General features: G+C 43.6%; 21 protein-coding genes and 5 tRNA genes. 11 read left to right on the top strand and 15 right to left on the bottom strand.

Annotated elements, in window-relative coordinates:
- Nucleotides 1-92: 92 nt before the first annotated feature.
- The 10 genes from M9194_RS10830 to lolB all read right to left on the bottom strand — a co-directional run bounded on the left by M9194_RS10830 (nucleotide 93) and on the right by lolB (nucleotide 5,294).
- Nucleotides 93-177, bottom strand: a tRNA-Leu gene (locus M9194_RS10830).
- A 55-nt stretch (nucleotides 178-232) separates the two neighbouring features.
- Nucleotides 233-309 (bottom strand) — tRNA-Met (locus M9194_RS10825).
- Nucleotides 310-401: 92 nt separating this feature from the next.
- Nucleotides 402-476, bottom strand: a tRNA-Gln gene (locus tag M9194_RS10820).
- Nucleotides 477-536: 60 nt separating this feature from the next.
- Nucleotides 537-621: transfer RNA gene (locus M9194_RS10815), tRNA-Leu, on the bottom strand.
- 33 nt (nucleotides 622-654) lie between these two features.
- Nucleotides 655-731: transfer RNA gene (locus M9194_RS10810), tRNA-Met, on the bottom strand.
- 274 nt (nucleotides 732-1,005) lie between these two features.
- Nucleotides 1,006-2,097: a redox-regulated ATPase YchF gene (gene ychF / locus M9194_RS10805; RefSeq protein WP_250612653.1), complete on the bottom strand. Its 1,092-nt coding sequence runs from the start codon at nucleotides 2,095-2,097 to the stop codon at nucleotides 1,006-1,008.
- Between the two features lie 10 nt (nucleotides 2,098-2,107).
- Nucleotides 2,108-2,698: an aminoacyl-tRNA hydrolase gene (gene pth, locus M9194_RS10800; protein WP_250612657.1), complete on the bottom strand. Its 591-nt coding sequence runs from the start codon at nucleotides 2,696-2,698 to the stop codon at nucleotides 2,108-2,110.
- Between the two features lie 139 nt (nucleotides 2,699-2,837).
- Nucleotides 2,838-3,782 (bottom strand): ribose-phosphate pyrophosphokinase, encoded by a 945-nt coding sequence (locus M9194_RS10795; protein WP_250612652.1) that lies wholly within the window; start codon nucleotides 3,780-3,782, stop codon nucleotides 2,838-2,840.
- Nucleotides 3,783-3,792: 10 nt separating this feature from the next.
- The gene (ispE, locus tag M9194_RS10790; RefSeq protein ID WP_250612651.1) at nucleotides 3,793-4,683 is read right to left on the bottom strand and encodes a 4-(cytidine 5'-diphospho)-2-C-methyl-D-erythritol kinase; all 891 of its coding nucleotides are present in this window, start codon (nucleotides 4,681-4,683) and stop codon (nucleotides 3,793-3,795) included.
- Nucleotides 4,680-5,294, bottom strand: a complete 615-nt coding sequence (gene lolB, locus M9194_RS10785; RefSeq protein ID WP_250612650.1) for a lipoprotein insertase outer membrane protein LolB — start codon at nucleotides 5,292-5,294, stop codon at nucleotides 4,680-4,682. Before lolB ends, ispE begins: the two co-directional genes overlap by 4 nt.
- A gap of 180 nt (nucleotides 5,295-5,474) precedes the next feature.
- On the opposite strand from lolB, the gene hemA reads away from it, so the two are divergent.
- The 9 genes from hemA (at nucleotide 5,475) to M9194_RS10740 (ending at nucleotide 15,251) form a co-directional block, all read left to right on the top strand.
- Nucleotides 5,475-6,734, top strand: a complete 1,260-nt coding sequence (hemA, locus tag M9194_RS10780; RefSeq protein ID WP_250612649.1) for a glutamyl-tRNA reductase — start codon at nucleotides 5,475-5,477, stop codon at nucleotides 6,732-6,734.
- Nucleotides 6,735-6,767: 33 nt separating this feature from the next.
- Complete coding sequence (gene prfA / locus M9194_RS10775) at nucleotides 6,768-7,856, top strand: peptide chain release factor 1 (RefSeq protein ID WP_250612648.1); 1,089 nt, start codon at nucleotides 6,768-6,770, stop codon at nucleotides 7,854-7,856.
- Nucleotides 7,856-8,716 carry a peptide chain release factor N(5)-glutamine methyltransferase gene (gene prmC / locus M9194_RS10770; protein WP_250612647.1) on the top strand — a complete coding sequence of 287 codons (861 nt, stop codon included), beginning with the start codon at nucleotides 7,856-7,858 and terminating at the stop codon, nucleotides 8,714-8,716. The genes prfA and prmC overlap by 1 nt, the downstream gene beginning before the upstream one ends.
- Nucleotides 8,717-8,771: 55 nt before the next feature.
- On the top strand, nucleotides 8,772-9,152 hold the full coding sequence (locus M9194_RS10765) for a SirB2 family protein (protein ID WP_250612646.1): 381 nt from the start codon (nucleotides 8,772-8,774) through the stop codon (nucleotides 9,150-9,152).
- 22 nt (nucleotides 9,153-9,174) lie between these two features.
- A complete protein-coding gene (locus tag M9194_RS10760; protein WP_250612645.1) occupies nucleotides 9,175-9,984 on the top strand; it encodes a SirB1 family protein in 810 nt (269 codons plus the stop codon).
- A gap of 19 nt (nucleotides 9,985-10,003) precedes the next feature.
- Nucleotides 10,004-10,855, top strand: a complete 852-nt coding sequence (gene kdsA, locus M9194_RS10755; protein ID WP_250612644.1) for a 3-deoxy-8-phosphooctulonate synthase — start codon at nucleotides 10,004-10,006, stop codon at nucleotides 10,853-10,855.
- A gap of 356 nt (nucleotides 10,856-11,211) precedes the next feature.
- Nucleotides 11,212-12,873, top strand: coding sequence for a bifunctional UDP-sugar hydrolase/5'-nucleotidase UshA (gene ushA, locus M9194_RS10750; protein WP_250612643.1), 1,662 nt, complete (start codon nucleotides 11,212-11,214; stop codon nucleotides 12,871-12,873).
- Between the two features lie 115 nt (nucleotides 12,874-12,988).
- Complete coding sequence (gene ybaK / locus M9194_RS10745; protein ID WP_250612642.1) at nucleotides 12,989-13,462, top strand: Cys-tRNA(Pro) deacylase; 474 nt, start codon at nucleotides 12,989-12,991, stop codon at nucleotides 13,460-13,462.
- A 160-nt stretch (nucleotides 13,463-13,622) separates the two neighbouring features.
- Nucleotides 13,623-15,251 (top strand): methyl-accepting chemotaxis protein, encoded by a 1,629-nt coding sequence (locus M9194_RS10740; RefSeq protein ID WP_250612641.1) that lies wholly within the window; start codon nucleotides 13,623-13,625, stop codon nucleotides 15,249-15,251.
- 75 nt (nucleotides 15,252-15,326) lie between these two features.
- On the opposite strand, the gene M9194_RS10735 is transcribed toward M9194_RS10740, so the two are convergent.
- Nucleotides 15,327-17,342, bottom strand: coding sequence for a hypothetical protein (locus M9194_RS10735; RefSeq protein ID WP_250612640.1), 2,016 nt, complete (start codon nucleotides 17,340-17,342; stop codon nucleotides 15,327-15,329).
- Nucleotides 17,343-17,481: 139 nt separating this feature from the next.
- The gene (locus tag M9194_RS10730) at nucleotides 17,482-18,876 is read right to left on the bottom strand and encodes an aminotransferase-like domain-containing protein (protein WP_250612639.1); all 1,395 of its coding nucleotides are present in this window, start codon (nucleotides 18,874-18,876) and stop codon (nucleotides 17,482-17,484) included.
- Nucleotides 18,877-19,003: 127 nt separating this feature from the next.
- On the opposite strand from M9194_RS10730, the gene M9194_RS10725 reads away from it, so the two are divergent.
- Complete coding sequence (locus tag M9194_RS10725) at nucleotides 19,004-19,903, top strand: DMT family transporter (protein ID WP_250612638.1); 900 nt, start codon at nucleotides 19,004-19,006, stop codon at nucleotides 19,901-19,903.
- An 87-nt stretch (nucleotides 19,904-19,990) separates the two neighbouring features.
- Here M9194_RS10725 and M9194_RS10720 read toward each other — a convergent pair whose 3' ends face one another.
- The 3 genes from M9194_RS10720 to M9194_RS10710 form a co-directional block, all read right to left on the bottom strand.
- Nucleotides 19,991-20,575: a hypothetical protein gene (locus M9194_RS10720; RefSeq protein WP_250612637.1), complete on the bottom strand. Its 585-nt coding sequence runs from the start codon at nucleotides 20,573-20,575 to the stop codon at nucleotides 19,991-19,993.
- Nucleotides 20,576-20,838: 263 nt separating this feature from the next.
- Nucleotides 20,839-22,095 carry a uracil-xanthine permease family protein gene (locus M9194_RS10715; protein ID WP_250612636.1) on the bottom strand — a complete coding sequence of 419 codons (1,257 nt, stop codon included), beginning with the start codon at nucleotides 22,093-22,095 and terminating at the stop codon, nucleotides 20,839-20,841.
- Nucleotides 22,096-22,212: 117 nt separating this feature from the next.
- Nucleotides 22,213-22,857 (bottom strand): DUF998 domain-containing protein, encoded by a 645-nt coding sequence (locus tag M9194_RS10710; RefSeq protein WP_250612635.1) that lies wholly within the window; start codon nucleotides 22,855-22,857, stop codon nucleotides 22,213-22,215.
- Between the two features lie 237 nt (nucleotides 22,858-23,094).
- Between M9194_RS10710 and betB the strand changes: the two genes are divergently transcribed.
- Nucleotides 23,095-24,552 (top strand): betaine-aldehyde dehydrogenase, encoded by a 1,458-nt coding sequence (gene betB, locus M9194_RS10705; RefSeq protein WP_250612634.1) that lies wholly within the window; start codon nucleotides 23,095-23,097, stop codon nucleotides 24,550-24,552.
- The last annotated feature ends 5 nt before the right edge of the window (nucleotides 24,553-24,557 follow it).

Raw genomic sequence — 24,557 nt, 5'->3', positions numbered from 1 at the left:
ACTCTCACACCTTGCGGCGCCAGAACCTAAATCTGGTGCGTCTACCAATTCCGCCACTTCCGCAGATTCATTTTTGACATTTTAGTTCGATATGGTGCGGAAGGAGAGACTTGAACTCTCACACCTTGCGGCGCCAGAACCTAAATCTGGTGCGTCTACCAATTCCGCCACTTCCGCGTATCGAAATGTCAATCAACCAGTTAATTGGTAAAAACTCGTTGACTTAAATTTATGGTGGCTACGACGGGATTCGAACCTGTGACCCCATCATTATGAGTGATGTGCTCTAACCAGCTGAGCTACGTAGCCATCTTTTTTGAGCGAGACAATATAATATAATCTCACTTTTAACGCCAATACTTTTTCAATCTTAGCGCTGTAATTTTTACTCTTTAAAAGAGTGGCTGGGCTACCTGGATTCGAACCAGGGAATGGCGGCATCAAAAGCCGCTGCCTTACCGCTTGGCGATAGCCCAACAAAGGACAGCTTAATTCAGCTTGTCGATTTCCAAACTATACGATGACATTTTAAAATATGGTGCGGAAGGAGAGACTTGAACTCTCACACCTTGCGGCGCCAGAACCTAAATCTGGTGCGTCTACCAATTCCGCCACTTCCGCGTATTTCAATAATGCTTTCGCATAGCTAAGAAATGGTGGCTACGACGGGATTCGAACCTGTGACCCCATCATTATGAGTGATGTGCTCTAACCAGCTGAGCTACGTAGCCATTTCTTAGCCCCAGAAGATGATTGCTCATCTCGTTGGGAACGGGCCGCATTATGCGGAGTTGAACGAAACCCGTCAACATTTTTTTTTAATAAATCTTGATATATCTACTGTTCGGTTTCTTTTTAAACAAAGAGCGGTGTTTATGATCGAAAACTGATAATAAATTGTCAGGATAAATTGTCGGTTATTTACTGAACTCTGTTGAGTGGTAGGCTGCAAAAACAACAAAGCCAGCATCTTAGCTGGCTTTGACATCGGTTAAACGCTTTTTGTTACACGTTAAAGCGGAAGTGAACTACGTCGCCATCTTTGACAATGTAATCTTTCCCTTCTAAACGCCATTTACCTGCTTCTTTCGCGCCACTTTCACCATTGAATTGGATGAAATCATCATAAGCAACGACTTCAGCTCTAATGAAGCCTTTCTCAAAATCGGTATGGATTTTACCTGCTGCTTGAGGGGCAGTCGCACCGACAGGAATTGTCCATGCTCTCACTTCTTTCACGCCAGCGGTGAAATAAGTCTGTAGCGTTAGTAGCTCGTAACCAGAACGGATCACTCGGTTTAACCCAGGCTCTTCAATACCCATATCGGCAAGAAATTCTTCTCTGTCTTCATCGTCGAGTTCAGATAACTCCGATTCAATGGATGCGCATACTGGCACCACCACATTGTTTTCTTTCGCAGCGAACTCTCGAACGGCATCAAGGTATGGGTTATCTTCAAAGCCATCTTCGTTGACGTTAGCGATATACATGGTTGGCTTTAATGTTAAGAAGTTAAGATATGCGATGGCGGCTAGCTCTTCTTTAGCAAGTTCGACCGTGCGAACCATGCCACCTTCAGTCAATACAGGAAGCAGCTTCTCTAGTACGGTTAGCTCGAACTTCGCGTCCTTATCACCACCCTTGGCTTTTTTGGTGTTACGTTGGATCGCTCTTTCGCAAGAATCAAGGTCGGCCAACGCAAGCTCTAAGTTAATCACTTCGATGTCTTCAATGGGGGATACTTTGCCAGCAACGTGGACAATATTTTCATTTTCGAAACAGCGAACAACGTGGCCAATAGCATCAGTTTCACGGATGTTGGCTAGGAATTTGTTGCCTAATCCTTCCCCTTTCGATGCGCCTGCTACCAAGCCAGCAATATCTACAAATTCCATTGTGGTAGGTAGAATTTTTTGCGGATTAACGATTTTTGCCAATGCATCTAGTCGTAAATCCGGCACAGGAACAATGCCTGTGTTTGGCTCGATAGTACAAAAAGGGAAGTTGGCAGCTTCAATACCTGCCTTTGTTAATGCGTTAAACAACGTTGATTTACCTACGTTTGGTAGGCCAACAATGCCACATTTAAAACCCATGATAATAACCTTATTCAGCTTTGAACGTGTGTAATCGATTTTGTGCTTTAGTTAAGCCATCTTTTAGTAAGATGTCTAGGCTGCGTACGGATTCATCCACAACGGCATTTAAGCACTCTTGTTCTTTTGCTGGGGCCTTGCCCAGCACGTAGCCTGACACTCTATCTTTGTGTCCCGGATGGCCGATGCCAATCCTTAGGCGATAAAATTCTTTATTGTTGCCAAGTTTGCTAATGGTATCTTTCAAGCCATTATGACCACCATGGCCGCCACCTTTTTTGAATTTGGCGACGCCTGGGGGTAAATCAAGCTCATCGTGGGCCACCATGATCTCTTCTGGCGCTATTTGATAAAACTTAGCCATGGCTGAAATTGCTTTACCAGATAGGTTCATGAATGTGCTTGGAATCAGCAGTCTAAGGTCGTGGCCGTTTAGCAGTATACGTCCAGTTAGACCAAAAAACTTGGCTTCTTGTTTTAGCGTAATGTTGTGGTTTCTAGCTAACTCTTCAACCACCCAAGCGCCAGCATTGTGCCTGGTATGCTTGTACTCTGGTCCCGGATTGGCTAATCCGACGAGAAGTTTGATGTGTTGACTCAAGATTATATTCTCTCTAGAAACTAAAAAGCGCGCCATAATAGCACACCGAGGTGATTGGGTATATATCAGTCCAAATAAGCAAAAAGCACTCTATGGTGATAGAGTGCTTTGAATTTGAAATCGACTCGAAGTGTAGTCGTTACTTAAACATTGCCGAGATGGACTCTTCGTTGCTGATGCGGCGAATGGCTTCAGCAAGCATGCGTGATAGGCTTAACGTTGTCACTTTGCCCGTCTTCTCCATTTCTGGCCTGATAGAGATAGAATCAGTAACGATGACTTGATCAAGCACTGAGTTTTTGATGTTTTGTTCAGCATTGCCCGAGAAGACGGCGTGTGTTGCATAAGCAAACACGCGTTTTGCACCTTGAGCTTTTAACGCTTCCGCCGCTTTACACAATGTGCCGCCTGTATCGATCATGTCATCAACGATGACGCAATCACGTCCTTCTACTTCACCGATAAGGTTCATGACTTCAGAAACGTTGGCACGTGGACGGCGCTTATCTACGATTGCGATATCAATATCATCAAGTGCTTTGGCGGTTGCACGAGCACGAACGACACCGCCCAAGTCAGGCGAAACCACAACAGGATTTTCTAGTCCGCGGTTTTTCATATCTTCTAGAAGCACAGGTGTACCAAAGATGTTATCCACTGGTACATCGAAGAAACCTTGAATCTGCTCAGCGTGAAGATCGATGGTAAGCACTCGGTCTACGCCGACATTGGAGAGAAAGTCAGCGACAACTTTAGCCGTAATAGGCACACGTGCTGAACGCACACGTCTATCTTGGCGAGCGTAACCAAAATAAGGAATAACGGCGGTAATACGGCCAGCAGAAGCGCGGCGCATTGCATCAATCATTACCACTAATTCCATTAGGTTGTCATTAGTTGGTGCACAGGTTGATTGAATAATAAATACATCACTACCACGAACATTTTCGTTGATTTGTACAGCGACTTCTCCATCGGAGAAACGGTCGACAGTAGCATCACCAAGAGAGATGTATAGACGGTCAGCAATACGTTGGGCTAGTTCAGGTGTTGCGTTACCAGCAAATAGCTTCATATCAGGCACGGTAAAAACCTCAGGGTTGCGTCCAGTTTTTAATTGAATGGTTATTAGCCGATTGGTAGTCGGCCAGTCTCGTTTTCAATGGCGATAGATTACGCCCTTGAGCGATAAACGCAGAGACATCGTCAGAGAGCTCGGCAAGAGCGGCATCTGCATCGAATTTACTATTAAATTCTGCAAAAACGCACGACCCGGTTCCCGTCAATCTTGACGGCGCATATTGTAGCAGCCATGAAAGTTGCTTATCAACCTCTGGGTAAAGCATTCGTACAATTTTTTCGCAATCGTTTACGTAAGGCTCAGACAAGAGAGAGGCTAGGGGGCGTTTCGGAGTGTTACGTGTCAAATTTGGGTGGGTAAATATGTCTGCGGTAGCAATGCTCACGTTGGGGCGTACTACCAAATACCACTTTTCTTCGGGACTCACTGGGGTAAGTTTCTCGCCAACGCCCTCAGCAAATGCGGCAAAACCACGAACAAAGACCGGTACATCGGCCCCCAGTTGGAGACCAATGTCAGCGAGTTCGTCATCGGTTAAACCCGTTTGCCAAAGATAGTTTAACGCGACCAATGTTGTTGCAGCATTGGAAGAGCCGCCACCGATACCTCCTCCCATAGGCAGTATCTTTTCTAAGTGGATATCCGCGCCAAAATCACATCCAGTGGCGTTTTTAAGCGCCATTGCCGCTTTATAAATAAGGTTATCTTCGACAGAGACACCTGCAATGGCTGGGCTAAGTAGGACCTCATCACAAGATGTTGCAGCGATGGTGAGCGTGTCTCCATAGTCAACGAATTGAAACAGAGTTTGCAAATCGTGATAACCTGATTCGCGTTGCCCAGTGATGTATAAGAACAAATTGAGCTTTGCTGGAGATGGCCAATGAGTTTGTCCAGTTATCATGGGTTTAACTTCCATTTAGATACCGTTATGTTCAACCTTGTATCGCCTTGTTTTAAGCTGAATTTGCTGGGTAGAGGTACGGTGTTTCCGTCAACAGTCTCATCGGTGTACGCTTGATACAGCAATGTCCAATGTGCGCCATCCACCACTTTGTCTAGTGAAGCCACGGTGTTGGTTGGGTTTAGCTGGTAGTTATCTGCGCCAGTTGGTTTACCTAGTAACCAATCTTGCAGTTGCTTGATCGGAAGTTCTAATCCGGTGAGTTTATACACCAAACGGCTTGGGTTGGTGTCTTTGTATACCGTATTGTTATAGGTAGTGACAGAAGACTCTTTAGGGGTAATGACAAGGTTGAGTACACTTTGCCCTAGGAAAGTTGTCAGCCTTAATTGACTTTTGCTATCAGAGTGCTTCCATTGAAAATACAGCGACTCTCTTTGTTTGGGTGAGATATAATTTAATTTTCCAATGGCTTGATAGCTTTTGATGGACGTTAATCTTGCTTGCTGTTGTTGCCATTGAACATTGGTGGAGCTCTTGGGAAGTGAGCTACAGCCAGATATCACCGTCAATGTAATGAGGAAAAAAAGTATTTTTTTTAGCTGTTTCATATTAGCTCGAAATTTATACTATCGAATATCGAAAATAAGTGCCACTATATCATTGATATCACGAAGTGGTGAAAACAAATTGCCGTTGCCCTTTTAATACACAAGGGCATAAAGTAAAATTCCCAACTTGTAAAAATAAACCAGGGTCGTGAGACCCGAATATCAGAGAACACTATATACATGTCCTTGCTTGCCATCGGAGTTAATCACAATACGGCGTCAGTAGAGTTGCGTGAAAAGGTGGCGTTTGGTCCAGAGAAGTTATCCGAGGCGTTAAATCAATTAGCAGCGGATTCTAACGTGAATGGCAGCGTCATTGTATCCACATGTAATCGAACGGAAGTGTATTGCGAAGTTAGCCCACAAAGTAAGAACAAGTTAATCGACTGGCTTATCGACTTTCATCAAGTCAACCCAGAAGATATTAAGCCATGTCTGTATATTCATGAAGATCAAGCAGCGATTCGTCACCTAATGCGGGTGTCGAGCGGCTTGGACTCTTTGGTATTAGGTGAACCGCAAATACTTGGCCAGGTAAAACAAGCTTATTCAGAGTCGAGAACACATAGTGCGCTAAATACTTCTGTTGAGAAGCTTTTTCAAAAGGCGTTCTCGGTCGCCAAACGTGTGAGAACCGAAACCGAAATTGGTGGTAGCGCCGTATCGGTCGCCTACGCGGCTTGTATACTGGCCAAGCAAATATTTGAGTCCTTGGACAATCTCACCGTTATGTTAGTCGGGGCTGGTGAGACCATAGAGTTGGTGGCTAAGCACCTTTCAGGTCATGGTAATTGCAAAATTATCGTCGCAAACAGAACCCGAGAAAGGGCGCAAAAGCTGGCTGGCGGTTTTGGTGGCCATGTTATTACTTTAAACGAGATTCCCGATCACTTGCAGCAAGCGGATATCGTGATTAGCTCGACTGCAAGCCCGCTACCTATTATTGGTAAAGGCATGGTGGAATGTGCGTTAAAAGCTCGCAAACACCAGCCTATGTTTTTAGTAGATATTGCTGTACCACGTGACATTGAAGCTCAGGTGGCTGAGCTCAGTGATGCGTATCTTTACAGCGTGGATGATTTACAATCGATCGTCGATAGTAATATGGCCCAACGTAAAGTAGAAGCGATACAAGCCGAAGCGATCGTCACTGAAGAAAGTGCGTCCTTCATGAGCTGGTTGCGCTCATTGCATGCCGTTGACAGTATTCGAGAATATCGAAAAGCATCGAATGATGTGCGTGAAGAGCTGTTAAGTAAAAGTTTACAAGCTTTAGCGCTCGGCAATGATCCAGAAAAAGTGTTGCTAGAGCTGAGTAATAAGCTCACCAACAAGTTGATTCATGCGCCGACTCGAGCACTGCAAAATGCGGCCGAACAAGGTGAACCTACAAAACTGAGTGTCATTCGGCAAAGCCTAGGCCTTGATGATCTCAACTAAATTTTCCCTAAATTTCCTAAATTAAGAAGTAATATGAAAGCGTCAATTTTAGCAAAGCTTGAAACCCTAGTTGAACGTTACGAAGAAGTTCAGCATTTACTTGGCGATCCAGATGTTATCGGTGATCAAGACAAGTTTCGTTCTCTGTCTAAAGAGTATTCTCAGCTCGAAGAAGTCACCAAGTGTTTTCAAGCTTATCAGCAAGCTCAGGAAGACCTTGTTGCTGCGGAAGAAATGGCCAAAGAAGATGACGCTGAAATGCGTGAAATGGCGCTTGAAGAGATCGATGAAGCGAAATCATCCATCACTCGACTTAATGAAGAGCTGCAAATTCTACTGCTACCTAAAGACCCTAATGATGAGCGTAACTGTTTCTTGGAAATTCGCGCCGGTGCTGGTGGTGATGAAGCCGGTATTTTCGCAGGTGATCTGTTCCGAATGTACAGCCGCTTCGCTGAGAAAAATGGCTGGCGTATCGAAGTGATGTCTGCCAACGAAGCAGAGCATGGTGGCTATAAAGAGATGATTGCTAAGGTCAGTGGTGACGCGGTCTATGGCGTACTGAAGTTTGAATCTGGCGGTCATCGTGTACAACGTGTCCCAGCTACAGAGTCGCAAGGTCGAGTGCATACTTCAGCCTGTACGGTCGCTATCATGCCAGAAATTCCAGAAGCTGAAATTCCTGAAATCAAGGCAAGCGATCTAAAAATTGACACTTTCCGTGCATCTGGAGCCGGTGGTCAGCACGTCAACACGACAGATTCTGCGATCCGTATTACTCACTTACCAACCGGTACCGTGGTTGAGTGTCAAGATGAGCGCTCTCAGCATAAAAATAAGGCCAAGGCGATGTCAGTCTTGGCAGCGCGTATTATCCAGGCTGAAGAGGCAAAACGTGCAGCAGAAGTGTCTGATACACGTAGAAACCTTCTTGGCTCGGGTGATCGTAGCGACCGTATTAGAACCTATAACTACCCACAAGGGCGAGTTTCCGATCACCGTATTAACTTGACGCTTTACCGCTTAGCAGAAGTCATGGAAGGTGACTTACAAAGCTTGGTCGATCCGGTTATCCAAGAGTATCAAGCCGATCAACTTGCTGCGTTGGCTGAAAACAACTAATGAAACCAGTGACCATTGAGGACAACCTCAAGTCTGCCACTCAGCAGCTAAGAGAGGCGAATAGCGACTCTCCTTGTATTGATGCGTCAGTATTGTTGTGCCACGCACTAGATAAACCGAGGTCGTATCTGCTGACATGGCCCGAGAAAACGTTGACTCAAGAAGAACAAGATAAGTTCTCCCGAGCAATGGAACTTAGGTTAGCGGGGCAACCTATAGCTTACATAACGGGCGAGAGAGAGTTTTGGTCACTGCCTCTCGAAGTGTCTAAGTCAACGTTAATTCCTCGTCCTGATACCGAGCGCCTGGTTGAGGTGTCTTTGGATCTGCTTTCGAATTACAACGGCTCTGTGCTTGATTTAGGAACGGGAACGGGGGCAATAGCGCTAGCGATTGCTTCTGAAAGGCCGGACCTTAACGTGCTAGGCGTTGATATGCAGCCAGAAGCCGCATCACTGGCAACTCGCAATGCGCAAAAGCTTACTATTCACAATGCTACTTTTCTTTGTGGTAGCTGGTTTGAGCCCATTGTGCAGTCAGAACATAAAACCTTCGCCCTGATTGTGTCGAATCCACCGTATATCGATGAAAAAGATCCTCACTTACAACAGGGTGATGTAAGATTTGAACCTTCCTCTGCATTGGTGGCCGGGGAAAATGGATTAGCCGACATTCGTTATATTGCGTCACAAGCAAAAGCGTATTTACAGCCAGAAGGCTGGATTGCTTTTGAGCATGGATATGACCAAGGAGAGGCAGTAAGGCAGCTTCTTTTGCAGTTTGGCTATCAAGATGTCAAAACCGAAAAAGATTACGCTGGAAATGATCGCGTTTCTATTGGTCAGAAACCATTGGAATAGCGGATTTTCAGTCAACTTACAGCGAAAGCGTTACTTATGTGCTAGGAAGGGATTTATGTATGAGGCCATAAAGCATTTTCACCTGATGACGGTAGCAATCAGTGCCGTTATGCTTACGATTCGATACGTCATGATCATGGTTAATTCGCCAATGATTGAACGTAAGTTTATTAAAATTTTCCCTCATGTGAATGATACGTGTCTACTTTTGTCTGGAGTCGCGTTAATTTTCATCACAGGGTTTATTCCATTCACGCCTGCCGCCCCTTGGCTGACGGAAAAGTTAATGTGTGTGCTTGCTTATATCGCGCTTGGCTTTTTTGCGATAAAGTTGGGCAAAAATAAATTTATCCGCTCAATCGCGTTTTTTGGTGCTCTTGGGTGGTTGGCGATGGCAGGTAAATTAGCGGTGACGAAAACACCGATGTTCTTTTAATTGTTTCTATTGGTCGCAATACATGCTTAATTTAATTGATGAAGACTTTGATGCAATGGATCTTGCCCATGGTGCACTGGCTTTGAATAAAGCAGTTAACCCAGAAACAAATTCAAAATGGGCTAGGGAAGAGCTCAAACGCTTACTTGAAGAAGCCGAGTTGGCATTAGCTCACGAAGCTGATGACAAACGGAGGTTCAGCGCACTCATAAGACTGTTTTATGGAGAGTGGAACTTCCAAGGTGATAAAGACGCCTATTATGACTCTAGCAACGCTTTTTTGGATAAAGTGTTGCAATCTCGTAAAGGTATACCTGTTAGCTTAGGATCCATTTTATTGTATTTGGGCGGTAAACTCGGTTTGCCAATGGAAGCCGTTTCCTTTCCAACTCAATTGCTTATCAAGCTCACTTGGCCAGGGGAAAAACCACAGTACATCAACCCTTTCGACGGTGAAGTGGTGACTAAGCGCACACTGCAGGCTTGGCTTATTGGCCACCGCGGACCATTGGCGTCGATTGAAACAGCTGATCTTGAATGTGCGGATAACCCGACGATCATTGGCCGTTGGTTAGCCTTGATAAAGACAGCTCTCCTGCGTGAAGAGCGATACACGTTAGCATTACGTTGCACCGATCTGGCGCTGACCTTTGTACCCGATGATCCTTACGAGATTCGAGATCGTGGCTTTATATACCAACAGCTCGATTGCCATCAGATCGCTTTGACCGATTATCAATACTTTATTGACCAATGCCCTGATGACCCGGCTGCTGAACTGCTCAAAAGCCAAGTGAACGTTATGAGCGAAACAAGCATTACAGTACATTAAGACGAAAAGAGAATTTATCATGCAACAAAAAGTCGTGCATATTGGAGACATGCCAGTCTCAAACGACAAGCCTTTTACACTATTCGCTGGCATGAATGTGCTGGAGTCACGCGATTTGGCTATGCAAATTTGCGAGCACTACGTAAAAGTTACCGACAAATTAAACATTCCTTATGTTTTTAAAGCGTCTTTTGATAAAGCGAACCGCAGCTCGGTGCATTCCTACCGCGGCCCGGGTATGGAAGAAGGGATGAAAATCTTTGAAGAGCTTAAACAGACCTTCGGCGTAAAAATTATTACCGATGTTCATACTGAGGAACAAGCGAAACCCGTCGCCGATGTGGTTGATGTGATTCAACTTCCTGCTTTTTTAGCAAGACAAACTGATTTAGTCGAAGCAATGGCGCGAACTGGCGCAGTGATCAACGTGAAAAAGCCCCAGTTCATGAGCCCAGGTCAAGTGGGTAACATCGTTGAAAAATTCGCTGAATGTGGCAATGAGAACGTGATCTTATGTGAGCGTGGTTCCTGCCATGGTTACGATAACCTAGTGGTTGATATGCTTGGTTTTGGCGTAATGAAAAAAGTGTCTAAGGGAAGCCCGATCATCTTTGATGTCACTCACTCATTGCAAATGCGTGACCCATCTGGTGCTGCATCAGGTGGCCGAAGAGAGCAAACCGTGGAGCTTGCGAAAGCTGGCTTAGCAACGGGAATTGCAGGTTTGTTTATTGAAGCTCACCCGAACCCAGATAAAGCACGCTGTGATGGCCCTTCTGCATTACCACTTGATAAGCTAGAGCCATTTTTAGCGCAGATGAAGTCACTCGATGATTTGATCAAAGGTTTTGAACCGATCGATATAAAATAGCAGTCACTATCCAAATACTTGAATACTTGCCAATGTTAGCCAGCCTGTAGTGCTGGCTTTTCTGTTCTTATGCAACCGCAACACCGTGCTTAAACGAATGAGCGTCACGTGTTTTTGAGTTTGCTTTGTCTCTACTTTTCTTCGCTCACCGTGTGACCGTTACGACAAATTTATCAATTATACCGAATGTTAGCTAGGTGGATAATTTAGACTTAGCCCGTCGCTATGAATCATTGACAATGCATTACATCACTTCTGACTATCAAAACCTTGTCTGTTTTGCTGGGAATTGCATTTTGAAGTGGCAAGGTATTGAGCAATGAATAAGCACTAGATTTAATGTTAAGGATTTCACCATGAAACAGGGTCGTTGGCTAAAGTTAGCCGTTAGCTCTGCTGTATTCGCAGCACTCGTCGGATGTTCACCTGAACCAAGCCATGACTGGCAAAAAGACAAAACCTACCATATCACCGTACTTCATACTAACGATCACCATGGCCGATTCTGGCAAAACAAATATGGCGAATATGGTATGGCTGCACGAAAGACGTTGGTTGATAATATTCGCCAAGAAGTTGAACAACAAGGTGGCACGGTTCTACTTTTATCCGGTGGCGATATTAATACTGGCGTACCTGAGTCCGACCTACAAGATGCTGAGCCAGACTTCAAAGGAATGAATAGGATTGGCTATGATGCGATGGCCATAGGCAACCACGAATTCGATAATCCACTTGATGTATTGAAGAAGCAGGAAGGTTGGGCCACATTCCCTCTTCTTTCCGCCAATATCTATGATAAAACGACAGGTAAACGGCTATTTGAACCCTACAAAGTGTTTGATAAACAAGGGGTAAAGATTGCCGTGATTGGTCTGACAACCGAAGATACGGCAAAAATTGGTAATCCAGAGTACTTAGGTAACGTTGAGTTTCGCGACCCGAAAGAAGAAGCAAAAATCTTAATTGAAGAAATTGAGCAAAAAGAGAAGCCTGATCTGATTTTTGCAGTTACCCATATGGGGCATTATGAAGACGGCAAACATGGTATCAATGCGCCAGGCGATGTTGCATTGGCTCGCTATCTTGATGAAGGCTCTCTTGACATGATCGTCGGTGGTCACTCGCAAGAGCCGGTCTGCATGGAATCTGCGAATCATGTTAACACGGCATTTAAACCTGGCGATGAGTGTCAGCCAGACATTCAAAACGGCACTTATATTGTTCAAGCTCATGAATGGGGCAAGTATGTAGGCCGCGCCGACTACACCTTTAAAAATGGTGAGTTGAATATGGTGAGCTACAACTTGATTCCAGTAAATCTGAAGAAAAAAGTGAAAGTAAATGGTGAAAGCCAACGCGTCTTTATCGAGGAAGAAATTCCGCAAAATAAAGAAATGGTTGAATTCCTGACACCTTATCAAGAAAAAGGCCAAGAGCAACTCAATGTAAAAATTGCTCAATCAGATGGTAAATTGGAAGGCGACAGAAATGTCGTAAGATTTAAGCAAACCAACCTTGGGCGTTTGATCGCTCAAGCGCAGATGGAGCGAGGCAAAGCCGATTTTGGTGTCATGAACTCGGGTGGTGTGCGCGACTCTATTGAAGGTGGTGACATTACTTATAAAGATGTGCTCAAAGTACAACCTTTTGGCAACATCATCACTTATGTTGATATGAATGGTAAAGAGGTGCTGGATTACCTCAATGTGGTGGCAACCAAGCCTGTGGACTCTGGTGCATACGCCCAATTTGCTGGCATATCCATGCAAGTTGCCAACGGCAAAGTATCGGATGTGAAAATCAATGGGAAGCCACTAGACGAAAGCCAAACCTATCGCTTCACGATACCAAGTTATAACGCGGCTGGTGGTGACGGTTACCCTAAACTGACTGAACACCCAGGTTACGTCAATACCGGCTTTGTTGATGCAGAGGTGCTTAAGGAGTACTTGCAGTCCCATAGCCCAATTAAGGTCGATACGTACAACCCATCTGGCCAGATCGTCTATAAATAATCTTATCTCACCCCTTACAGTGCGTCCCTAGAAAACAAGTGGACGCACTGCCTTTTCTGCCTCAAGATTGGCTGTATGGAGCTTTGTTTCGGTAGGTGACGATTAGGACAGTACAATGACGCCCGCAATAAATTTAGCCAAAAAGAAAAAAATACCTCATACCATCCATCAATATGACCATGATCCAAGATCAGAGAGCTACGGTTTGGAAGCGGTGCAGCGACTTGGTTTGGATGCCAACACCGTGTTTAAGACTTTGCTGTATTCCACTGATGGCAAGGAGAAAGAACTTGCTGTTGCTGTGATTCCAGTAAACTGTAAACTCAATTTGAAGTTTGCTGCAAAAGCGGCAGGAAAAAAGAAAGCTGAAATGGCAAACCCAGATATTGCGCAAAAAATAACAGGGTATGTAGTGGGAGGCATTAGCCCACTGGGCCAGAAAAAACGATTGCCCACTTTCATTCATGAATCTGCGCTGCAATATGACACCATACACGTAAGCGCTGGAAGAAGGGGCGTGGAAATTGAACTGTCTGCCAACGATCTAGCCAGTATCGCACAAGCGAGTTTTTATTGTTTATGTGATTAATCTAACACTGAGTATCTCAACTTACGCTTGCATTTTCATTATTAATTTTAACTGACTTAATTATCATTTACATGAATGTTTTCATCGCCTAGTATTGCCGCTCTTTGAACAATAAGCCATCAGAATGTAAGCCTGAGGCATGTTTAGTTGAGGCAGAGACGTGCGTACATCACTTAAGAGTTTATCTATTCGTAAACAGATACTGGTTCCCGTTGCGATTACGGCAATAGCGCTACTTGTTGCACTTTGGATGACTGAAAATGCTCTTGAAAAACAACAAATTAAAGTTGAAACGAACAGTAACTCATTGATGTATTATAAAGATGCATTAGCTGAAGTCGATGACTTAATTTATCCTTTGCGTATCAACGCAGTATACGCAATATATGATGCCTCACGACGTCAAGCGTTTGTCGATCAGCTGGACAGCGTAATGGAAAAAGTACATAGCATTCTAGATGATATGGCTGGTCGTAAGACCTTTGCAACTGATGTTAATGAGGTTAGGAAAAGGGTGGATAGTTACTACCAATTCTCACAGCGTGCGAGTCACATTTTTAGTGGTCATGAAAAGGGGCAAATTTCAGAGCAAGAGTATCAGCAGTTTGTCTCCAACTATAGATTGGCGGGCAATGCTATGGTTAACCAGTTGCAACAATTGTCTAAGAAGGTCAGTACTTTTTCAGATAACGCGGTTGCTCAGACGGCAAGTGAGGGCAGAGATGTCCGAACAAAGGCTTTGATTGTCATTAGTTCTGTGTTGATCGTAGCGCTAGTGATTGCGTGGTATATTGCTGGTTATATCGTTACCCCTATTCAACATCTTCAACAGGTGATGCGCAGACTTGCTAATGGCCACTTATCCATTCGTGCACAGCTTGATGGGAATAACGAGCTAGGTATGCTGGCTGGAGATATCAACACAACCGCAGATCGCCTTCACAACACGGTCGAGCAACTCATCGTTATCACCGATGAAGTGGCTTCAGCATCCAACCAACTCATGGGAGCAATGCAGCAATCAGAGCAGAATGCTCAACAAGAACTGGTGGAAATTGAGCAGGTAGCTTCGGCAGTGAATGAATTGGCATGTACAGCAAACAATGTCAGTGACAACGCCGTTCAAGCTGACTCTATCGCGCGAGATACCGACGCGTTGGCGAACTCCGGACGTGCCATCTTCGATGAAAATAGTAAAGCCAGTGAAAAAGTATCCATCGCGATCAATAAGGCGGCTCAAATTATTGTTCAGCTAAAGGAACGATCTGAAGAAATTAATCAAGCTGTAGAAGTCATTAAGGGTGTATCAGAGCAAACAAACTTACTGGCTTTGAATGCCGCAATTGAAGCTGCACGAGCTGGTGAATATGGCCGTGGGTTTGCTGTGGTCGCCAATGAAGTCCGTACGCTAGCCTCTCAGGCGCAAGAATCTACGGTAGAAATCCAAACAGTGATTGACGGTTTACAAGTGCAAGCTGGCCTTGCCAATGATGGGATGCAAGAGAGTTTAGAGCGACTGGCTCAAAATAATGCGCTATCTAGCCAGATGAACGATGTATTAAGCAATATCAATGACGCTGTCACTAATATCACCGATTCAAACGCTCAGGTGGCCACAGCTGCAGAAGAGCAATCTCAAGTGACTCAAGATATTAATCGAAATGTATCCAATATCTCAAATTTGGTGCATGAAAACGTGTCGGGTATCAGCCAGAGTGCTGCAGCAAGTGCGCAACTATCTAAGCTGGCTGAGAAACAAAAGCTGCAACTATCTTTCTTTAAGTTGTAAAGGTTCTTCAAACTGATGACAGCATCGCTGTTTCTAGATTCAGGCCCTTTTCAGGGCCTTTAAAATGTGAAATTTTTATATTTTATACAAAAAATCTTCAATCCAATGTAAATAAGCGAACAAGATACTTTGATAGCCAGATTGTAGTGATTTATACAGATAATGGCTTTTATTCAATTGGAAGTTCTTAATGTTTTTATTGAACAATATTTTACTGCTTTCTTCTATTTTTGAAGCAAATGTTGGGTGAGACAGTTTGCTATTATACCAATTCTCAGAAAAAATATCTCTTAACGTATTGGTTAATACTTTTTGTTGCTTCAGTAAAATCTCCGAAAATGGCGTTATGATTATTTCTAGATCTTTATAGTTTGTTATTTTTTCGTTGAAGTAATCATGTTTGTATTCACTTTTTAAAAGAATGGACATGATATTGATAGCCATCTTTCTTGATTTGGTGCCTAGCTTGTTCAAATGATGATGTATTGCATGAACAACTGGCTTGATTAGATAACAATCGATAAATATATAGCCCTGTGTTCTCAATGATTTTTCGTTCTCTCTAATATCATTTAGCTTTCGATGAAAATCAGGTCCAACCTTGCTATTCATGCTGCCGTGGATAGTTTTATTTAACCCTGTATAGAGGTAATTATTGTCTTTGAGCAAAGCAGTTTTTTCTTGATAAGGCCTGCTTTTTACGCTCTCTAGCAATTTTTTATTACTAACCAGATAAAGAAAGTAACTCGCCTCTTTTTTTATACAGCTAATAAGAAGTTTTAGCGGAAAATCGAAGAATATATTCTTGTCACGTCTTTGCATATCATATGTGTAACCTAGTTTATCCATTGCTTGATTAAACTGGAACTCTCTGTACGGCTCGAACATTTCATAATAGGAATGATAGCCATGCTTTACGTATACAGACGCAAAAAATGTGTTGACGCAGCGAATGAAATTTTTGGAAAAATAGGCAGATTTGGTCGTTTTACGTTGCTCTTCAAGGGTTGCTTTCATCATTGAGAAGATTTTAAAGCATGTTCCTGAATAACCTGCGGTGGGATACTCAAAGCCACTTTTGTGCAATCTCATCTCAGAAGAGTTAAATTGAAACCGATCCGGTCCTCGGTTCCACATAGGTTCATCAGAAAGTTCATCGTAATATACTCGATCGGTCGACTTCATTAGTCCACGATGGCGACTATAGATAAGTCCAGACGGCGTAGAGCACACATCATTTAGTCCAGGATAAAATTTAGTAATCAAAGGATTACCAAAAAAGTCACCCTTTTTGCTTACCACAATATCTTTTTTGTAGTCTCTATTCTTGTGCGTCTCGAAAAGTCTGTGCGAACCTTGTTGCATGCTTTCAAACTCTTTAGAGAATAAATGGGCATAATTCAGGATATATCTGCCAACAAATGCCTCTGCTTCGTTGCGAGATAAAACATTATTGACGCTTCTCGACTTTACCTTATTAGGAAAAAGCTCTTGGTTTAAGGATAAGTCGATATTGTCCGTCATCTTTTTGGTTAGCATTTTTTTTTCGTGCAGAATATTCATCAACCCGGACACATCGTTGAGGCCAGAGAGTACGTCACTGCTATGCTGGTCAATAAAGTCTTTATTCTTATTTAAATCATCAATCCCCTTGTTACAGAAGTTATGGCATATCGTTAGCAGCTGTAAAACTGGAAGAGAGCAGGACTCGATATAAGACATAGACAGTTGAGATTCAAAATAGCGCCTTGACTGTCTATCTAATGAGATGATTTTTGATGCCTTCGTTTTTCTATGTTTAAAGAAATCCCGTGCGCAATTTAACTTCTGATTCAAGTCTTTTTGTCCACTCTTGAGCGTGGTCTTAAAGTATATGGTTTTGTCGCTTTCTTTAAAGATTTTTGATAACTGACTAGTTAATACAGAGTTAGAGTTTTTTACGTAAAGGTCTATTAAGTACTTACACTCACTCTCCTTGAGGTGGTTTTCCAGTAAGCATATGGTAAAAACCACGTACGCTTTAAGGTTTATTTTTCCGCTGTCAAACTTCTGCAGGTTATTAATGATTAACTTGTATTCGTTGATATCCATTTAATAGCTGTTCCTAGCTTCCCAATATAATTAACATTTCATATGAATATATGAGGTGTGGGATTGTGTACATATGGAATTAAATATCAATGAATAAGTTTATAGATAAGATCTATTAACTCTGTTGGCTAACTCTGAGTTACTTCGAGATGCGTTGCTCGAGTATAAGATCACTCAGTGTCTTTATTCCATGAACAAAAGCGTTAGAATTAATGTAGTGGGCATAGTTTAGCCTTACAAAATGCTGGTAATGTTGAGTGGTACTAAACAGGCGACCAGGAAACACACTCACTCCTGCGCTCTTTGCGTTTTGATAGAGCTCGAAAGCATCAAGGTGTTTGGGCAGTTGGAGCCAGGATAAAAATCCACCTCTGGACCTAGTTATATCCACATTAGATCCTAAGTTTTCACTTAGTGCTTCTAGAAGACTAGCTTGGCGAGTACGATATGCTCGACGTATTTTGCTTATATGTTTTTTGTACTGGCCTGATGCCATAAAGTTGGCGACGGCCTGTTGATGTAGATTGTTACCACCGAGGTGGCGGACCAACATGTGCCGACGAATTTGTTCGTTGTATAGGCGGGAGACTAGCCAGCCCAACCTTAGTCTAGAGTCCAACGATTTGGAAAACGAGCCGCAATACACCACTCGTCCTTGCTCATCCAAAGAATGCAAGCTGCACATTTTTCCATCGAACGCTAACTCCCCAGATACATCGTCTTCTATGATGGGTATGCTCCCAGTTAATTTAAGCAATTCAATGCGGTTTTCTATTGGCATAAACGCGCCAGAGGGGTTAGTAAAGCTAGGATTGATAAGTAGGGCACTGATGGGCCATTTCTTTAACGCTTGGGAAAGCGAATCTAAGTCCATTCCTGATATTGGGTGACTTGGTATTTCTAACACTTTCAAGCCTAGTGACTCTAGCAGCAAGAGATTGCCAAAGTAGCAAGGTGAGTCTACAGCGACGATGTCACCGGGTTTACACAATACCTCCAACGCACAAGAAATTGCGTGTTGAGCGCCATATGTGATGTAAGTATGTTCAACCGAGATATGATGCCCATAGGATGCAGCATTGATAGCGATTTGCTTACGTAGTGCTAGGTTACCTGGAGGAAGCTGGTAGTGGCTAGTTTGTAGTCCCTGATATCGGCTGACTCGACCGATCTCTGCATACAAGCTTTTGATGGCAGGAAAATCAACACATGGGTGAGCCGATCCTAGAGGCAAAAGGGATTGGTTTGCGGCTTCTTCCATGCCATCCAAGCTAAGAGAGTAAAGGTTTACTTCGCTGGGGGCTGGCTCTTTGAAAGATAATTTGGGAGCAATACAAAAACGATACCCTGAGCGAGGTTCAGATTTAATGTGGCCGGAAGCTTCAAGTAATTCATAGCCGTGAATCACCGTATTGAGGCTTAGTTTTAGAGATCGACTAACACTTCTTAAAGATGGGACTTTATCACCGTCAGACACTTGCATGTTGTTAGCAAGGGACAGTACGTAGTCAGCCACTTGTTGGTATTTGGTCATCACTCCTCCCGCCTTACTAAACGAATCTTGATTTTAACTGTACCCATTTAAATGGCACTTTCTGTATCTTTTCTCTTAAATTGTACCCAAGTACATTGCCCTAAATTTATCAATAAAGGAAGTAGCTATGCTTCGTCGATTATCTCCTATGCTATTTGTGTTGCTTTGGAGTACCGGGTTTGTCGGTGCAAAATATGGGCTGCCGTATGCACCTCCTGCAACGTTTCTATCTTTACGAGTACTCATTAACCTAGTGATATTTATGTTTTTGATTAGCCTGTTTGGCCGTGGCCTGACGACGCGTTCACAAAAGTTAAAATCCATATGGGTGGGCATGTTAGTGCATGGGTTGTATTTAGGAGGCGTTTACTATGCAATCTGGTATGGCTTTCCAGCGGGCTTAGCGGCATTGATAGTGGGTTTGCAACCCATACTGACGGCAGTGATACAATCTGTGCTCTACAAAAAGACACTCAATAAACTACAGTACCTCGGCTTGTATTTAGGCTTGTTCGGCGTCTATTTAGTCCTGCAAGGCAATATCTCTTTTACGGGCAATATTCATTGGGGGGCTGGATTAGCATTTATTATTGCAGCTTTGCTAGGGATCACTTGCGGCACGTTATATCAAAAAAAGCACTGTAGTGAGTTTGATTTAATTTCGGCGACCACTTGGCAATATTTGGGTGCGCTGATAGTGTTTGCGCCAGCCTCATTTTTATTTGAAAATCAAACTATTACTTGGAATCCAACGTTTGTTCTAACCATGGCTTGGCTGGTGATTATGGTGTCAGTTGTCGCGGTATTGCTGCTGCTCTATCTGATTCGATGTGGCGATACAGAAAAAGTCACGTCACTATTTTATTTGGTGCCAGTGGTGACGGCGCTAGAGGCCCATTTATTATTTGGTGAACCCTTCAGTTTAACCGCTGTGGTTGGTTTTGTTGTAACCGCGATAGGTGTATATATCGTCAACAAAGGAATCGCTTTACCTTCAGTGATTCTAAAATTACGAAAGTCACAATGATATCGTCGATTTACAAATAAGTTTGATCGCTTTGTGGCGTCAAAGGCGTGATTAGCTAGACGCTAGCTATCTAATTTCTGTCCAAACCTACTGATTTATAATCTCCCAATCTAAAGCTTTGGATGTTATTTGACTTGATCCGCTGTTTTTCGTTTCTTGTTCGTAAAATTTCCAAGAATTGTTTTCAGATACGCCAATGATTGTTTTTGTGAACCCCTTTTTAGATTTGACTTCTATCATCCCATCGATCAGCTGTGATATTAAATTGGTGTGCGCAATGTTACCCAAGATCGGCTGTGTGACGTCTAACATTGAGTTGAGACATGAATATCCTGTTTGAAATGGTTGGAGGTGTACCATTGAGTATTTGTGTCCTTTTTTCACAATACTCAAATAACACCCAGTTAAAGGTGGAGTAATCCAAATGTCAGCAATACCAGGAGTAAAGGTTTTGGTTCGTTCTATTTTATCGTCGTACCCTTTTCGCATCGGTGTTGTGATCGTCTTTACTTTTCCGCCTTTCATCAAACAAAAATTCGGCTCCGTACTCGTTCCACCTTTGGTTAATTTGAGGCCCTCAATTTTTGACTCAATGGGATGATATGAACTAAATAAGTTTATGCATTTATTTTTGCTCAAAAACTTCAATGGGTTAGATTGTAGCTCTGCCAATACATTACACATGATATCTTATCTCACTAGCCTGTTTGTTTTCTGTTCGACATAATGCATCTGTTTACATAATAAAAAGCAGGTAAGCAATAAAGTTTTATGAATGTTATGAAGGAAAGCGCCATTAACTGGCTTAAATGCAACCAATGGTTTTTAGAGTACCTCCCAGTCTGATCTCACTGCCAAAATTTGGCCGTTTTAAGGACAAAAGCGACCAAACCTTATTGTCATCGGACAGACACTGATTAACTAGTGTATTGGTTTTATTTCTGGTCAGGGTCCTTTTCCATTTGTGCGTTATCAACGATGTGACTTTCCCCTATATCTTTGGGCAATACAAGGTTGAGTATGATAGCGACGATACCGGCAAGGCTTACGCCTTGCAGACTGAAATCACCAATGCCGAAAGCCATGCCACCAATACCAAAAACCAGTGTGACGGCTACGATGACCAAGTTTCTAGACTGGTGTAGGTCAACCTGGTTTCTAATCAAGGTGTTTAATCCAACTGTCGCTATGGAGCCAAACAATAAGATCATGATACCACCCATGACGGGGACTGGGATGGTCTGCAGCAACGCGCCTAGCTTACCGACGAGTGCCAGTATGATGGCAGTCACTGCAGCCCAAGTCATGACGATGGGGTTGAATGCTTTTGTCAGCATTACCGCTCCAGTGACTTCACTATAGGTGGTATTGGGTGGTGCGCCGACCATGGTTGCTGCCATGGTCGCAATGCCATCTCCTGAGATGGTTCGATGTAGGCCTGGTTTTTTGAGATAGTCTTTCCCCGTAACATTAGAAATCGCCAAGATGTCTCCAACATGTTCAACGGCTGGGGCAATAGCGACGGGAATCATAAATAAGATGGCATTGAGGTTAAACTCGGGAAAGGTGAAATTTGGTAGTGCAAACCATGGCGCAGTCGCTAGCGCTGAGAAGTCCACCACGCCAGTAAATAAGCTGGTGACGTAGCCAACGACAATTCCACCGAGAATTGGGATGAGTTTAAAAAAGCCTTTTGAAAACACGCTAAAAATGATGGTGGCAAGCAGTGAAAGGCAGGAAATTAACATGGCGAGATTGGTATCAATGAGCTGGGTGCCACCATCGCCCGTTTTGCCTAAAGCCATGTTGACGGCAACCGGAGCTAAACCAAGACCAATGACAATAATAACAGGGCCGACAACAACGGGAGGAAGCAGGTTATGAATAAACTCATTGCCGCGAATTTTTATGAGCACGCCGAGTAATACGTACATTGCGCCTGCAGCCATTAGGCCACCAAGCGTAGCGGGCACGCCCCAAGCTTGCACGCCATACATAATTGGCGCGATGAAGGCGAACGACGAAGCCAAAAAAATGGGCACTGAACGGCGAGTCACCAGTTGGAATAACAATGTCCCCACACCCGCACCGAACAATGCCACGCTAGGATCAAGCCCGGTTAATAAAGGGACTAGCACCAATGCACCAAACGCGACAAATAGCATTTGCATGCCCTGAACCATGTTTTTCATCCCTAAGCCCCTGTTATCTGAAAAATCCTTTGTGCGAAATAGTAGACGCAATAGGGTATGGAATAAACGACATGTCGCGACATCTGTGATATTGCCATCGTCTGGCCACAACAAGCTCTAAATAAGTGATAGGCGTTCGTTGGGCGCAGTGATAATAGGCAGCTTTCGACTTGCAACTAGCCAGGCGATACCAAATGACATTAATCCAATGGTTTCCCAGCAAAATACAAATCGAGAAAATTTTTCTGGATGACTGGGTTTGTCGATTAGCCCATTGATAGCCAGCGCAATGAGCGAAGCGATTATTCCTAACGAACAAGCCGCATAGATGAAGGCGCGCACTTTGGCTTGATACGTATGTTTGCTTGAGGCCCGTTTGTAGAAGGATATACAGAAATAGGCCAAGATTACGAACATGATAGTAGCAGAAACATAGTGAACATAAGGCAGTGTTTCTCCGCCTACATTACAGTCACAGGGGAAAATAGCGATGCCAAGGGCACTGATGCCAGCCAGTTTGCTTAGTACCGATTCAACGTGCGAGTATCCGTTGTACGAGAGTAAAAACGCAGAGATAGCAAACAGGCAACCAACAAAAATATCACGGCTAATCCCTCCACGTTGATAAGCTTCACTTATTGAGGCTATCGGCGGATTTCCTGAGAAATAACTTACGATTGCAGGTAAAGACACAGCGATTATCCCAACGATCAACTTGAGGGTGTGTTGGTCGATTTCATTTCTATGTATTTGGCCGGTCACATTTCCTCCACAAGCTCTGGTTCCTGCATTTTGACATAACCCGAATATACTACGGTATTCATATTGAGCGGAGGCAAGGGATATTTGATCCATTTTGTCAGTCGCGGTTTGGATTCTTGGAATAGATCACTTTCTATTGGTTTTTTATTTTCAGTTTTGAAAATAAGAGTGTCATATTTGAATGTTTATAAGTGCTAGCATAGAATGAGTTCATTTTATGAATTGATAGGGTCATTCATGCAACGCTATAAAAATTATGTTCATGGTCAACCTCTTAGTAACCAGTCTGGCGAAGTTTTTGAAGTGATTAACCCGGCTACGGCAGAAGTCATTTATCAAGTTGAAGTGGCGGATGAGTTTATTCAAAACGCTGCTATTCAAAGTGCCAAGCAAGGTTTTGCCAAATGGTCGGCAATGAGTGGTATGGAACGCCAAAGAGTTCTTAATAAAGCGGTGCAGCTGCTTCGCGAGCATAATGATGAACTGGCTAAAATAGAGGTTTTAGATACAGGGAAACCTTGGCAAGAGGCATCCGTTGTCGATGTAGTGACAGGCGCAGATTCCATTGAATTTTTTGCAGGTTTGGCCCCGAGTATTGAGGGAACACAGCAAGATTTAGCGGGTGATTTTTACTATACACGTAAAGAGCCATTGGGTATTTGTGCCGGTATCGGAGCTTGGAATTATCCTTTACAAATAGCTTGCTGGAAGTCAGCCCCGGCTCTTGCTTGCGGTAATGCGATGATATTTAAGCCTTCTGAAGAAACGCCGCTTGGCGCGATTAAGCTAGCTGAAATTTTTACCCAAGCAGGTTTGCCTGATGGCGTGTTCAACGTTGTTCAAGGTGATGCGAATGTCGGTCAATGGCTTACTCACAATCCAGAGATTGCAAAAGTATCCTTTACCGGTGAAGTGTCAACCGGAAAGAAAGTCATGCAAGCATCGGCAAGTAGCCTTAAATCGGTTACGATGGAGCTCGGTGGGAAATCGCCACTGATCATCTTTGATGATGCCGATATCGAACAAGCAGTTTCGGCGGCCATGTTAGGTAACTTTTACACTCAAGGCGAGATTTGCACTAATGCGACTCGCGTCTTTGTCCATCAAGATGTTTACCCGGTGTTTGTAAAGCGTTTACTTGAGCGCATTGAAAATAACATCATCGCTGGTGACCCTATGGATCCTAAGGTGAATTTTGGCGCGCTTATTTCTAAAAAGCATCACCAGTTAGTCCTTGATTACATTCGTTCAGGGCTTGAAGAGGGTGCTTCTTTGCTAACGGGTGGTGAAGCAATACAGCCACACAGCGCACCCCACGGCTATTTTGTTGCGCCAACGGTGTTCGCAGATTGTCGCGATCAGATGAAAATTGTTCGCGAAGAGATATTTGGTCCGGTCATGTGCTTGCTAACCTTTTCCGACGAACAAGAAGTCATTGAACGAGCAAACAATACCGATTATGGCTTAGCCGCGGGTGTGTTTACCCAAAACATCCAAACGGCACACCGTGTGATTCATCAGCTCCAAGCTGGGATTTGTTGGATTAATGCTTACGGCGCATCGCCAGCAGAAATGCCAGTCGGAGGTTACAAGCTCTCTGGTATTGGGCGAGAAAATGGCATGGAAACTTTGCAAGCCTATACGCAGACTAAATCTGTGTATGTTGGACTCAACCCTCTAGAAAGCCCGTTTTAGGATCA

This window comes from Vibrio sinus, assembly GCF_023634645.1.
GTDB classification, from domain to species: domain Bacteria; phylum Pseudomonadota; class Gammaproteobacteria; order Enterobacterales; family Vibrionaceae; genus Vibrio; species Vibrio sinus.
The sequence above is the reverse complement of the archived record's forward strand: the minus strand, read 5'-3'. Positions and strand labels throughout refer to the sequence as shown.

What these genes read in the sequence shown, in the direction of transcription:
- M9194_RS10715 (WP_250612636.1), bottom strand. Translation starts at nt 22,095, where the DNA reads ATGAAAAACATGGTTCAGGGCATGCAAATGCTATTTGTCGCGTTTGGT.
- M9194_RS10735 (WP_250612640.1), bottom strand. Translation starts at nt 17,342, where the DNA reads ATGGATATCAACGAATACAAGTTAATCATTAATAACCTGCAGAAGTTT.
- lolB (WP_250612650.1), bottom strand. Translation starts at nt 5,294, where the DNA reads ATGAAACAGCTAAAAAAAATACTTTTTTTCCTCATTACATTGACGGTG.
- ychF (WP_250612653.1), bottom strand. Translation starts at nt 2,097, where the DNA reads ATGGGTTTTAAATGTGGCATTGTTGGCCTACCAAACGTAGGTAAATCA.
- M9194_RS10725 (WP_250612638.1), top strand. Translation starts at nt 19,004, where the DNA reads ATGCTTCGTCGATTATCTCCTATGCTATTTGTGTTGCTTTGGAGTACC.
- kdsA (WP_250612644.1), top strand. Translation starts at nt 10,004, where the DNA reads ATGCAACAAAAAGTCGTGCATATTGGAGACATGCCAGTCTCAAACGAC.
- betB (WP_250612634.1), top strand. Translation starts at nt 23,095, where the DNA reads ATGCAACGCTATAAAAATTATGTTCATGGTCAACCTCTTAGTAACCAG.
- M9194_RS10730 (WP_250612639.1), bottom strand. Translation starts at nt 18,876, where the DNA reads ATGACCAAATACCAACAAGTGGCTGACTACGTACTGTCCCTTGCTAAC.
- ushA (WP_250612643.1), top strand. Translation starts at nt 11,212, where the DNA reads ATGAAACAGGGTCGTTGGCTAAAGTTAGCCGTTAGCTCTGCTGTATTC.
- ybaK (WP_250612642.1), top strand. Translation starts at nt 12,989, where the DNA reads ATGACGCCCGCAATAAATTTAGCCAAAAAGAAAAAAATACCTCATACC.
- M9194_RS10760 (WP_250612645.1), top strand. Translation starts at nt 9,175, where the DNA reads ATGCTTAATTTAATTGATGAAGACTTTGATGCAATGGATCTTGCCCAT.
- M9194_RS10765 (WP_250612646.1), top strand. Translation starts at nt 8,772, where the DNA reads ATGTATGAGGCCATAAAGCATTTTCACCTGATGACGGTAGCAATCAGT.
- ispE (WP_250612651.1), bottom strand. Translation starts at nt 4,683, where the DNA reads ATGATAACTGGACAAACTCATTGGCCATCTCCAGCAAAGCTCAATTTG.
- prfA (WP_250612648.1), top strand. Translation starts at nt 6,768, where the DNA reads ATGAAAGCGTCAATTTTAGCAAAGCTTGAAACCCTAGTTGAACGTTAC.
- prmC (WP_250612647.1), top strand. Translation starts at nt 7,856, where the DNA reads ATGAAACCAGTGACCATTGAGGACAACCTCAAGTCTGCCACTCAGCAG.
- hemA (WP_250612649.1), top strand. Translation starts at nt 5,475, where the DNA reads ATGTCCTTGCTTGCCATCGGAGTTAATCACAATACGGCGTCAGTAGAG.